Here is an 11,337-nt window from a genome sequence, read left to right as displayed (position 1 = left end):
CATGTCTGCGCCTAGTGACTTGGTACCGCTTCAACCGGGCGACCGTGCGCCGAACGTGATACTCGACGCCATTACCCAAGAAGGCAAGATCGCGCTTGACGACTTTCGCGGACAAAAACCGGTTCTGGTCGGCCTATTTCGAGGCCTTCATTGTGCATTTTGCCGGCGCCATATCGCCGCGCAGGCGCGGCTTGATCCGGAGCTGCGCGAAAAGGGCGTGGGGAGCCTGACGGTGGTCAACACGCCAATCGAACGGGCGCGTCTCTATTTCCGCTACCACCCGATGCCGAATCTGCTTGCGGCCTCCGACCCTGAACGTGCCTCACATCGCGCTTTTGGACTGCCCAATCTCGAATTCACCGAAAGCGAGACGAACTGGCCCTACAAGGTCGCGATGGCAGCGGCGAAGGATATGCGGGTCGACATGCCAGGCGAGCTGCCCGGTCCAATGGATCCGATGGCGGCCGGCGAGATCCTCGACAGGAAGGACCATTACGAACTGACAGAAGCCGACAAGCAGATGATGGCAACGGGATACGGGCAATTGGTCGGTCAGTTCCTGCTGGACCGGCAGGGGATCGTGCGCTGGAGCTTCACGGAGGTTCCGGAGGGTGGGCGATACATGTTTGGGGCGCCAAACCCACGGGAGTTGATGTCGGCCGTGTCGCAAGTCGCCCAATAGACAAGTTCACCGCTCCTTGAGCACGGCCTCGACAATGGCCACAAAGTGATCGAGCGAGCGATCCCCGCGAATCTCAATGCGTGGAAGGTCGATGGGATCGCAATCGAGGTCCGCCGGCCCATGTCTGCCGCCGAAGCCGATCCGATAGCCGCACTCCCTGGCCAGCCGGCCAAGCCGTCGGTCGGTGACGGAGAAGGGTGCCGTGAACGACATGGTCGGCCGACCGGTCCACCGTTCGATGAACATGCGAGAGCGCAGGAGTTCGGCGGCCAGGTCGGAACTCGACAGACCGTCGATCGCGCGATGCGTCGCCATGTGGCTTCCGAAGAACGCACCTTCGGCAGCGAGGCGTCGCACCGTTCCCGCGCCCAAAAGCTGCGTCGGCGGACCGCTGTGGGCGTCCCACCGTGCACTTTCACCCACCAGGTCCGTCACCAGGAACACTTCTGCGGTCAGGTCGTTCGCACGCAAGGTCGGCCACGCATGGTCGGCAAAGTTCTGGAAGCCGTCATCGAAGGTGATGAGCACTGGGCGGCCGACGAAAGGTTGACGGTTGGCGATGCACCCTTCCAGCTGCTCTGAATTAATCGCATGAAAGCCATTGGCGCGCAGCCATGCCATCTGGCTGGCGAATGCGGCTGGCGTAAGCCGAAAACGGTCGAGCGCGGCCGGACCATGATCGGAGACGCTGTGATACATGAGGACGGGGATACGCTGCCGCCGCTCGTTACGCGCGACGTCGCGGCGCAAGGCCCGCGCCCCGCCCCAGATGATATTTCGCGCGACCCCGATTTCGATAGGCGCGCGAATTGGCACATGATCGATCACCGGTTCCGCCGCCAAATCGTCCGGCGACAGGCGGCGGAAGCGGTCTATGCGGTAGAGCTCGGTCTGGATCGATTGCTCGAGCACGAGGCCTGCGGTCGCCGCAAGCGTCTCCGAGATCGCTTGTGCACCGAATGTGTTCCAGTCGAAGCCCGTCCTTTCAACATTGTCACGCAGCACGAATGCGTGTGCGCTGATGAAACTGCCGCCAGGCGCCAACGCCTCGGCGAGTTTTTTGGTGATGCGCCGCAACTCGGCGAGATCATCCAGATAGTAGAGCACTTCCGAACAAAAGATCAGATCCATCTCACCCGGCAGCGTGTCCGCAGCGAAATCCAGCACGCCGAACTCAATGTTAGGCTGATCGCTGCATCGCGCACGGGCCCGCTCGATGGCTATGGCGGAGATGTCGGTTGCGGTCAAATGGCTCACACGCGACGCCAGCTGCCGCGTGAAATGGCCCTCCGCGCAGGCGAGCTCAAGCGCCCGTCCGATGGGACCGGCAGGCAGGATTTCGAGCTGCCGCTCATATTTTTCCTGCTCATAGAACGAACCGTAGTTCCACGGATCCTCGGTCGCGAAATAGCTATTCCAGAACGCCGTGCGATCATTCCTGTCCGTGGCCCGTGCTCGGCGCGGCGCGGCAGGAGGCTGTGCTGGTTCGGCGTTCGACCGGACCAGTTCCCGCGCTTCAGCGGCCAATTGGGCGAGCTTGCCGAAGTGACTGTCCGGATCGGACCGGCGTTCGGCTGTGGACGACAATGCCTCGGCTGCAAGCGTGTTTGACGTGTCGGCACCGGCGCCCTGCGGCACAGCTGATCGTCCAGCAAGCCTTGCCGTACTGTCTGCAAGCCGCTCAGCGGGCACTGTATCCCGGATCAACTCAATCCAATGATCCCTTGTCACTGCCCCAAGCACGCCAAACTGCAAGACAGCCTCGATCTGGCCGTCCATCATCAGATAGGCATGAACTCGATCGATGCCTTCCGGCAGTTCAATCGCGGTCGGATTGCGAGCGTCGACACGGATTCCAAGTGTCCGCGCCAGCCTGCGCGGCGCGGCAAGATCGTCGGCATCGAGAAGCATTTGCTCAAGCTGATACTGGACGCGGCGACCCGCTGCGGGATTGTCCCAGACCTTGCCGAGTTCCATGATCAACTCGGTGAGGGAGCTGCCGAACCTGCCCCACCTGGCAGCCAATTGCGCCGGCACCGACAGGCTTCCGGCCATAAGGCCGTCGAAGATCACCTTGGCGATCTCATGTGTCCACTTACGTCCTGCCGGGAGCGCGCGCAGGGACTGCGCATCGATCGAGAGCGAGGCGCGGCCGCAATCCGACGCGGCGTTCCGCAACGCGGTCCACGCAAGGGCTTCGGAAGCGGTACCGCCGTTCGCATTATCCTTGGCCATCGAGCTTTCGTTTTCTTCGGCAAGAGTCGGCGAATGTCAAAGACGGATGACGGCATCGGATGGCAGCACTGCTCTGTCAAGGTCGGGGCGAATTAGAGGCAGGCAAAAAGGCTTGGTGACAGGCTGAATGGCAAGCGCTCACGGTCTCGTAGTATGGGCCTGGTCCTGGTGCCGGCGTTCTGCCCGAAACACCGATGCCCAGCTCACGGAACGCCCGGAGGCCGGGGGCTAGGTCGAAATACCCTACCCCAGCGGCTAGTAGACATCGCCAAGCACCCGGCGCAACGGTGTAGCCCGGACCGATGACGCCTTGCACCACAACATCGGCTTGTACAAGGTAGGAGCAACGACGGGCATAGATGTCGTTGCTTGCGGATTTGGCCGGAAGGTTACAGCACGATGTCACTCATGATTCGACGATTGAGAGCCAGGAACCTGGCACGCCGGGCACGACGTCTCGGATATCTGACGGCGATGTTTGTCCTGATTGCCGGGCCGCTCAGCTGTGGGATCGCCCTCATGCTGGCTGGTCCGGCACAGGCGCAAGCGGCGGCGAGCGTCCCGCCTGAAAGGGTCAAACAGCTGTTCGAGCTTCTCGACGATCCGTCAGTGAAGGCCTGGGTGGCCGAACAACGAAAACAGGACGCCGGGTCAACGGGAACGCCTGCCGAGGCAGGCGCTTCGCCGGCCGACGCATCGTCCGGCGCCGTGGCCGCACCGGCCCAGATGAATACGATGGCATCCTCGACGCTCGATCGGATCAAGCATCATATCGAACGGATCGCGCGAACCTTGCCCTCGCTGCCAGGCCAGTTCGCGCGCGTTCGGGAAGCGACCATGGAGGATATGTCCAGCAGGGGGCCCGCCGGCATATTTTTGCTGATTGCGATTTTCATCGCCGCCGGCCTGGCGCTGACCTGGGCCACGTACAAACGCACCCGTCCATTTCGTCTTTGGATTATCGCGCAATCGAAGAATACGCCCACTGGGCGGGCCAAGAAGATTGGTGGTCGGCTGCTTTATTCCAGCCTGCTGATTGTCTCGTTCGCGGTGGGCAGCGCCGGCGCGTTCATGTTGTTCGACTGGCCAGTGCTCATCCGTGAGATTGTGCTGACATTTCTGATGGCGGCAGTCGTTACATGGGGTGTGCGCACGTATGTCATAGCCCTGCTCGTCCCTTCCTTCATGCATGTCGAGAACGCCGTCGAGGTTCGTGCCTTGCCGATCACCAATGAGACGGCCGACCATTGGTCCTATTGGCTATCGCGGATCGTTGGCGTCTTCGCCTTCTTCGCAGCCGCTTTTATCCTCCTGCCCGGTCTCGGCATCGATCGGGACGGAATGATGGTCCTGTCTCTGGGCGCCGATTTCGTGCTGCTGTTTCTGTGGCTGCTTGCCGTTTGGCGACGACCAAGAAGGGCGGCAGACGGCGCGCACGGTAGCGGTCATGCGAGCGTGACCTGGTTATTGACTGCTTACTTCGTCGTTCTGTTCCTGGAACGCATCGCCGGCCTATATACATGGTTCTGGTTTACCTTGGCCGCATTCGTCCTGCCTTTGGCAATCGTGCTGACGCAGCGCGGGGTCAATTTCGTCCTGCGGCCGGGTTCGGAAGATGTCGGCCGGCCTACGATCCCGGCGGTCACGATCGCTGTCATCGATCGCGGTATCCGGATGATTTTGATCCTTGCGGCCGCTTACTTTCTCGCGCGTGTCTGGGGTCTGGACATGCAATCCATGCGCGATAGCGATACGACGACCATGCTCATATTGAGCGGCTTGATCAATGTCGTGGTCATTGCGCTTGCAGCCGATTTCGGCTGGTCGATCATCAAGGCTTTGATCGAAAGAAAGCTGGGCATCCACACACCGCATGCGGTGATCGGCGATGAGGACATCCTGACCCTCGATCCGCATCAGGCGCGGCTACACACGCTGTTGCCGATCATCCAGAATATTCTGCTCGCAGTGATCATCGTGATGGCGGTGCTGATGATGCTCGCCTCAATTGGAATCCAGATCGGCCCGCTGATCGCCGGCGCTGGCGTCGTCGGCGTCGCTGTGGGTTTTGGCGCACAAACCATCGTCAAGGACGTGATCTCAGGCGTTTTCTATCTGCTCGACGATGCTTTTCGTGTCGGCGAATACATTTCATCGGGCAGCTACAGGGGTACGGTGGAGAGCTTTTCGCTGCGCTCGGTGAAGCTGCGCCACCATCGTGGCCCGCTGTTCACAATACCTTTCGGGGAACTCGGGGCCGTTCAGAACCAGAGCCGCGACTGGGTCACCGACAAATTCAACATCACCGTTGGCTATGACACCGATATCGACTTCGCTCGCAAGCTGATCAAGCGAATTGGCCTCGAACTGGCGGAAGATCCCGAATTCAAACACTGGGTGATCGAACCGATCAAGATGCAGGGCGTACAGGAATTCGGCGAGTACGGCATCGTCTTGAGGCTCAAGGTCACAACCAGACCGGGAGGTGCCTTCAGTATGAAAGGCAAATTCTTTTTACGCCTCCGCCAAGCCTTCAAGGAGCAAGGCATCGAACTCCCATTTCCGACCGTCCACGTCCAGGGACTACAGAGCCCACATGGGGCAGAGGACGCGTCGCTGGAGATCACCCCCGAGTTAAAAATGGCCGTCGCGCAGGCGCACACCAATCGGCGCAGAAAGAAAGCCAGCACAACCGAGTAGGAAAGCTGTGACGCCTGCCGGTAGCAGCGCCGCCTTCGGCGCATCGGCCGTGGCAAGGATACTCTTTGTCTTCAACGGTTTAAGACGGAAAAGTACTGGTACGAGGCCCTGTCGAGGGCAAAGGGTAAGCCATAATGTTCTCTGATTGTTCCGCAACTTGGCCAAAATCATAGCTCGGGCCGATTAAGCCAATATGGTCAAACGCCTACTCTTCGCAATGCGTCACGGAGAAACCCAGTGGAATGCCGAAGGGCGCTTTCAGGGCCGCAGCGACCATTCCTTGGCGGTTGCCGGGCGGCGGCAGGCCACGGAAAACGGCGGCAGGCTGAAGGCTCATTTCGAACGTCTCGGCGTGAAACCTGCCCGGATCGCGGCCTATACGTCGCCGCTCAAGCGCGCGCGCGAGACGATTGCCATGGCGGCTTTGGAAGTGGGGATTGCCGAAAGCCAGGTCAACATCGACGTCCGTCTCGCGGAAGCATCTTTCGGCCGCTGGGAGGGGATGACCACGCTGGAGGTAAAGGCGCGTTTTCCCACCGAGCGCCGCCAACGCAAGGCGGACCGCTGGAATTTCGACTCCCATGATGGTAACAGCTACGCCGATCTGGCGCGTTTAATGGAAAGCTTCCTGGCCGATCTCGATCCGGAGCAGCCGGTGCTCGTCGTGTCGCACACCGGGAACATAAGGGTAATGGCCTTCATGCTCGCCGGCCTGACACGGGACGAGGCGATGGCGCTTGCCGTCCCCCATGACGCGGTGCTTCACTGGGACGGGCGCCAATTCACATGGATTTGAATTTGCGAATTCGTTTGCCCTGAAGCTCAATCGTCAGGATCGTTGAGGCCACAAAACCCGCCACCTGTATCATGCGCGTCAAAAACCTATTCACAAATCTTGGCCGTTGGTCGGTGCGTGCCCCAGACGCCGGGGGCGCGCATCTGCGCGGCCTACTTCTTGGGAAGCGCGACCGCAACGGAATGCGGAAGCTCAATCCTGCGCGGTAGGTCGGATGACTATGCTGCCCACGTCTACGTCATCAGGCTGATCGATGGCGAAGGCGATGCCTCGGGCAATGGCTGCAGGCGGGATGGCTATCTCCCCAATCCGAACCGCCATTGCATCCCTGACGGCTGTGTCGGTAAACGAGTCGGTGAGATTGGTTGAAATCATGCCCGGTGACACCTCAGTGACCCGCAGATGCGGGCCTGCTTCCTGCCGCAGGGTCTCGCTGATCGTCCGTACGGCATTCTTGGTCGCGGCATAGACGCCCATCGTCGGCACAATCTTAATGCCGGCCGTTGATACCACATTGACGACATGCCCACGGCGCTGGCGTGCGAAGACAGGCAACGCGGCGGCGATACCGTACAGCGTGCCGCGTAGATTCACGTCGATCATCGCGTCCCAGTCTTCGACCTGCAAGGCATCGAAGCGCGAAATTGGGCTTATGCCGGCATTGTTGACAATGACATCCAGTCTGCCCCAGCGCTCCACCGCCAGTGCCACGAGGCCCTCAAGATCGCCACGGACGCGCACATCAGTCATCTTGTAAGCGACTGTGCCGCCCATACCAGTGATGTCCCGGGCGACCTCCGCCAGAACATCTTCTCGCCGCGCACCGAGCACCACCGTTGCCCCTGCTTCCGCCAAAAGAATTGCGGTCGCGCGGCCAATGCCGCTGCTGGCGCCGGTGATCACCACTATTTTGCCTGCTATAGCCATTCTCAAGTCTCCTTCAAAACGAATATAGAAAACATGTGCGAGACGCGCTATGCCTGAAAAGCCATGATTCTATCGCAATCGTCTCAAGCCTCTGATCCTCTCTCAGATGTCCTTACCGTGCTAAATGCCCGGGCAACCCGGCCAACTCGCTTGGAGGGCTCGGGTGATTGGGCGTTGGCATTCCCCGCGCTTGATCGTCTGAAATTCGTCGCGGTGCTGCGTGGGGCAGGCTGGCTCCTGCTGCCCGATACCGCTCCGCAGCGCATCGAAACAGGCGACTGTTGTTTGATCGGCCGCACGGCCTATGTGATTGCGAGCGATCCCACGCTCGTCCCAATTGACGGCATGCCCCTCTACGCCGATGGGAATGACCTTGTGCGCCTGCGGGGTGATGACACGGTGACGCTCGGTGGCGGCATCTCGTTTACACCCGGGACTGCAGCCTTCCTCCTCGATATGCTACCGGCGTTCATGCATGTCTCCGGCAGGTCACCGGCAGCAGCAGCGATTGCGGCGGTTCTGGGTCTGTTGGATGGGGAGTCAGAGCAGTCCGCTATCGGGCACATGGTTGTAACAGCCAGGTTGGCGGAGGTTCTCATGATCCATGCTATCCGCACCTTCGCGTCGGCTTCCGATACGACCAGCGGATGGCTTGGCGCTCTGGCGGATTCACGCATTGGACGTGCAATCCAACGCTTCCACAGCGATATCGCACGCCCGTGGACCGTTGCCGATCTGGCCGCTGAGGCGGGCATGTCGCGGGCGTCCTTCTCATCCGCTTTTACCCGCGGAGTAGGACAGGCTCCATATACGTATATGCGCAACTGGCGGATGACGCGTGCCCGTGCTGCACTGTCCGAGCGTAATTCTAGCGTCGGCAACGTGGCGGCGAGTGTCGGCTACACATCTCAAAGTGCGTTTGGCCATGCTTATCGTCGAACCTTTGGTGAGCCACCACGACAGCACACCGTTTGAGCCCCAGCGGGACAGGGATCTTGTTCAGGGTTCAGGGACAAAAACTTTGGTCGGAAACGCCCTCTCCATCACATCCAGGAAAGCGCGAACCTTTGCACCGACAAGACGTCGCGAGCTTTGCAGCGCCCAGATTTCCACAGACGGACCGGCATGAGTTCCCCAGCAAACGAGCCGACCCGCCTCGATATCGCCTGCGACAAGAAGCTTCGGAAGCAACGCCGCGCCCGCACCTGCCAGAACGGCATCGCGCACCATCAGCAGAGAAGAGAAGCGCAGGATCGGCTCGGGCTTGAAAAGGACTTCGTCCTCAAGTTCGGATTTCATGTGCCAGACAACGTCCAGCGAAGTTGCGCTCAGCAAGACCGCCTTTACGGCACTCGCTCCGCCGCCCGGTGCCGGCTGAGGGCGCGGCATGGCCGGTGAGGCAACGATCAGGCGCTCGTCACTGAGAAAACGGCGACCGATGAGCCGTTCATCCGGTGAAGGATCGATACGGACAACAAGGTCGTAGCCATCCTCGACCGGATCGATCTTGCGATCTTCGGCAACAATCTCAAGCTTGACCTCCGGATAGGCGAGCGCGAACCGGGCGCCGATCCTGGGAAGCGCCACATGCGCGAAAACCATGGGAGCGCTCACCCGCAGCCTGCCTTTCGGGGTCGACGCACCCAAGACAATCGCTTCTCCCGCCTCCGCGATTTCCGACAGCAATCCATCGGTGCGCTCGTGAAGCGCTCGCCCTTCGTCCGTCAGTCGCAGACTCTGGGACCCACGCTCGATCAGCCTCACACCAAGGCTATGTTCGAGTTCGCTCACATGGCGAGACAACGTCGCCTTGGATCGCCCGGAAACGCGACCGGCACGGCCGAAACCGCCATGGGCGGCAACGAGGTTGAAGTCTGCCAAAGCCTCGAGATTCATCGTGATGTTCCAATATTGAGACGACCTATCTCGATCATGCCATCTCCCGCTCACTGTTGAAACGCCTATCTTCCTCAGGGACAGAACCGAAATCACAAGGAGTTTTCGCAATGGCAATTTTGGTAACCGGCAGCACCGGGACCATCGGGTCCCAAGTCCTGGCTCACCTGCAGGGACGGAACGTAGAGGTCCGCGCCCTGACGCGCTCACCTGAGACGGCGCAGCTTCCCGCTGGCGTAAAGGCCGTCCGCGGCGATCTAGCCGACCCGGGTTCGCTACGATCCGCACTGGAAGGCGTCAGCACACTTTTCCTGCTCGCCCCGAACGTAGCGGACGAATTGACACAGGCCATGCTTGCGCTGACGGTGGCTCGCGAGGCTGGCGTCAAGGGCATCGTCTATCTCTCGGTATTCGGTGGCGATGCCTACGCCGACGTGCCGCATTTTGCGGGCAAGTACACGGTCGAGCGCATGATCGAGGCGCTCGACCTGCCCGCGACGATCCTGCGCCCCGCCTACTTCATCCAGAACGATCTTCGTCAAAAGGACGTCCTGCTGAATGCAGGCGTCTATGGCGCGCCGATAGGCACTAAGGGTATTTCAATGGTCGATATCCGCGACATCGGCGAGGCCGCCGCGATCGAGCTCGTTCGCCGTGAGCAGGCCGCGACGCCGCTCGGCCGCGAGACCTACGCCTTGGTTGGTCCAGACAGCCTGACCGGCGAAGGGATAGCCACCATCTGGAGCGAGGCGCTCGGCCGCGCGATCCGCCATGGCGGCGACGATCTCGTCGTCATGGAGCAGCGCACGACGACCATGCTGCCGGCCTGGCATGCACTCGACCTGCGCCTGATGTTCAGCCGCTATCAGACGGAAGGAGCGGTAGCGACCGCTGACGACATCGAGCGCTTGACCAAACTGCTCGGCCACGCGCCGCGCTCCTATGCCGCTTTTGCCAGGGATGCCGCCGCCCAGTGGGCGAACGGCTGAGCCCGCACTTACCTCCAACCAAGGAGACCTACCATGATGACGATCCATCCTCTCTCGCCTGAAGATGCTCCCGCGGTAGCGGCGATGCGGCAGGCCGCCTCGGCCCATAAGGGTGAGAAACTCGGGCCCGAGGCGCGGCCGATGTTCGACGCCATGTTTGCCGCAACAGCCGCCGCGGCGGATGTCCGGGTCGAGGCCGCGACGGTCGGCGGCATTGCGGGCTTCTGGCTTCGAGTGCCGACCGCACGGCCGGGGGCGCGCATTCTCTATATTCACGGTGGCGGGTATGTGCTCGGATCAGCCGAGGCGCTTACCCACTTTGCGGGCCAGATCGCCGCACGCGTCGGCGCCGATACCTTTGTCCCCGATTACCGGCTTGCGCCAGAGCAACCTTTCCCCGCTGCGATCGACGATGTCGTCGCCGCCTATCGCGGTGTCGTTGCGGAGGGTCCCGATCGGATCGTGGTCGTTGGCGATTCGGCGGGCGGCGGTCTGACCCTGGCGCTGCTGTCGATCGTCGCTGCCGACAAGGCGAACGGCTTGATGCAACCGGTCGGGGCGGCGGCTATGTCGCCTTGGACCGACCTGGCGCTCACCGGCGACAGCTTCGAGACAAGGGCAGAGGCGGATCCGATCTTCACGCGCGGTGTACTCCAGGGCTTCGCGGACATGTATCTTCAAGGCCAGGATGCCACGAACCCCAAAGCCTCGCCGCTCTACGCGCAACTCCGCGAACTGCCGCCGATCCGGGTCGATGTCGGAGATGACGAATTGCTGCTCGCGGACTCTATCCGCTTCGCCGACCGGGCGAAGGCGGCGGGCGTGGAGGTTACGCTGTCGGTGTGGGAGGGTATGCCACATGTCTTCCAGTCATCTCTCGGCCGCTTTCTCGCGGCAGAGCGGTCGGTGGACGCCATCGGTGATTTCCTCCGGCAGCGGCTCACCGATACCCGCATCGGCCGCCTACCGCTGGATAGGGACTTCAGTCTTAGTTGAGCAATAGCTAATATGCCTTTAGCTTGGGCAGTGCGGGGGACGATCCCAACCAAACGCCCAATCCCGCGATGGCCGGTGTTGCCCGCTTCCAACCCAAGCATCCCGGCACCGGCCAT

At 61.3% G+C, this 11,337-nt stretch carries 10 protein-coding genes; 7 read left to right on the top strand and 3 right to left on the bottom strand.

Annotated elements, in window-relative coordinates; translation table 11 throughout:
- Nucleotide 1: 1 nt before the first annotated feature.
- Nucleotides 2-682 carry a redoxin domain-containing protein gene (locus tag HGP13_RS30060; RefSeq protein WP_172232656.1) on the top strand — a complete coding sequence of 227 codons (681 nt, stop codon included), beginning with the start codon at nt 2-4 and terminating at the stop codon, nt 680-682.
- Nucleotides 683-688: 6 nt separating this feature from the next.
- Here the strand turns inward: HGP13_RS30060 and HGP13_RS30055 are convergent, their stop codons facing one another.
- Entirely contained in the window at nt 689-2,464 is a 1,776-nt protein-coding gene (locus tag HGP13_RS30055; RefSeq protein WP_246707162.1) for an SAM-dependent methyltransferase, read from the bottom strand.
- Between the two features lie 9 nt (nt 2,465-2,473).
- Here HGP13_RS30055 and HGP13_RS38110 point away from each other — a divergent pair, with 9 nt between their 5' ends.
- The 3 genes from HGP13_RS38110 (at nt 2,474) to HGP13_RS30040 (ending at nt 6,413) form a co-directional block, all read left to right on the top strand.
- The gene (locus HGP13_RS38110; protein ID WP_246707161.1) at nt 2,474-3,013 is read left to right on the top strand and encodes a hypothetical protein; all 540 of its coding nucleotides are present in this window, start codon (nt 2,474-2,476) and stop codon (nt 3,011-3,013) included.
- A gap of 378 nt (nt 3,014-3,391) precedes the next feature.
- Nucleotides 3,392-5,617: a mechanosensitive ion channel family protein gene (locus HGP13_RS30045; protein WP_172232652.1), complete on the top strand. Its 2,226-nt coding sequence runs from the start codon at nt 3,392-3,394 to the stop codon at nt 5,615-5,617.
- 193 nt (nt 5,618-5,810) lie between these two features.
- Entirely contained in the window at nt 5,811-6,413 is a 603-nt protein-coding gene (locus HGP13_RS30040) for a histidine phosphatase family protein (RefSeq protein ID WP_172232649.1), read from the top strand.
- 192 nt (nt 6,414-6,605) lie between these two features.
- Here the strand turns inward: HGP13_RS30040 and HGP13_RS30035 are convergent, their stop codons facing one another.
- Complete coding sequence (locus HGP13_RS30035) at nt 6,606-7,340, bottom strand: SDR family oxidoreductase (protein WP_172232646.1); 735 nt, start codon at nt 7,338-7,340, stop codon at nt 6,606-6,608.
- Between the two features lie 63 nt (nt 7,341-7,403).
- Between HGP13_RS30035 and HGP13_RS30030 the strand changes: the two genes are divergently transcribed.
- Complete coding sequence (locus HGP13_RS30030) at nt 7,404-8,315, top strand: AraC family transcriptional regulator (RefSeq protein ID WP_172232643.1); 912 nt, start codon at nt 7,404-7,406, stop codon at nt 8,313-8,315.
- A 24-nt stretch (nt 8,316-8,339) separates the two neighbouring features.
- Here the strand turns inward: HGP13_RS30030 and HGP13_RS30025 are convergent, their stop codons facing one another.
- Complete coding sequence (locus HGP13_RS30025; protein WP_172232641.1) at nt 8,340-9,236, bottom strand: LysR family transcriptional regulator; 897 nt, start codon at nt 9,234-9,236, stop codon at nt 8,340-8,342.
- A gap of 110 nt (nt 9,237-9,346) precedes the next feature.
- On the opposite strand from HGP13_RS30025, the gene HGP13_RS30020 reads away from it, so the two are divergent.
- Nucleotides 9,347-10,225 (top strand): NmrA/HSCARG family protein, encoded by an 879-nt coding sequence (locus HGP13_RS30020; RefSeq protein WP_172232638.1) that lies wholly within the window; start codon nt 9,347-9,349, stop codon nt 10,223-10,225.
- 33 nt (nt 10,226-10,258) lie between these two features.
- Nucleotides 10,259-11,221 (top strand): alpha/beta hydrolase, encoded by a 963-nt coding sequence (locus HGP13_RS30015; protein WP_172232635.1) that lies wholly within the window; start codon nt 10,259-10,261, stop codon nt 11,219-11,221.
- The last annotated feature ends 116 nt before the right edge of the window (nt 11,222-11,337 follow it).

It is taken from the genome of Mesorhizobium sp. NZP2077 (assembly GCF_013170805.1).
GTDB lineage: Bacteria > Pseudomonadota > Alphaproteobacteria > Rhizobiales > Rhizobiaceae > Mesorhizobium.
Note: the sequence above shows the minus strand (reverse complement) of the source record. Positions and strands in the feature narration are given on the sequence as shown.

Excerpts from the sequence above, each read along its gene's own strand:
- HGP13_RS30060 (WP_172232656.1), top strand. The coding sequence starts at position 2 with ATGTCTGCGCCTAGTGACTTGGTACCGCTTCAACCGGGCGACCGTGCG.
- HGP13_RS30035 (WP_172232646.1), bottom strand. The coding sequence starts at position 7,340 with ATGGCTATAGCAGGCAAAATAGTGGTGATCACCGGCGCCAGCAGCGGC.
- HGP13_RS30055 (WP_246707162.1), bottom strand. The coding sequence starts at position 2,464 with ATGATGGACGGCCAGATCGAGGCTGTCTTGCAGTTTGGCGTGCTTGGG.
- HGP13_RS30025 (WP_172232641.1), bottom strand. The coding sequence starts at position 9,236 with ATGAATCTCGAGGCTTTGGCAGACTTCAACCTCGTTGCCGCCCATGGC.
- HGP13_RS30020 (WP_172232638.1), top strand. The coding sequence starts at position 9,347 with ATGGCAATTTTGGTAACCGGCAGCACCGGGACCATCGGGTCCCAAGTC.
- HGP13_RS30015 (WP_172232635.1), top strand. The coding sequence starts at position 10,259 with ATGATGACGATCCATCCTCTCTCGCCTGAAGATGCTCCCGCGGTAGCG.
- HGP13_RS30040 (WP_172232649.1), top strand. The coding sequence starts at position 5,811 with ATGGTCAAACGCCTACTCTTCGCAATGCGTCACGGAGAAACCCAGTGG.
- HGP13_RS38110 (WP_246707161.1), top strand. The coding sequence starts at position 2,474 with ATGAACTCGATCGATGCCTTCCGGCAGTTCAATCGCGGTCGGATTGCG.
- HGP13_RS30045 (WP_172232652.1), top strand. The coding sequence starts at position 3,392 with ATGTTTGTCCTGATTGCCGGGCCGCTCAGCTGTGGGATCGCCCTCATG.
- HGP13_RS30030 (WP_172232643.1), top strand. The coding sequence starts at position 7,404 with ATGATTCTATCGCAATCGTCTCAAGCCTCTGATCCTCTCTCAGATGTC.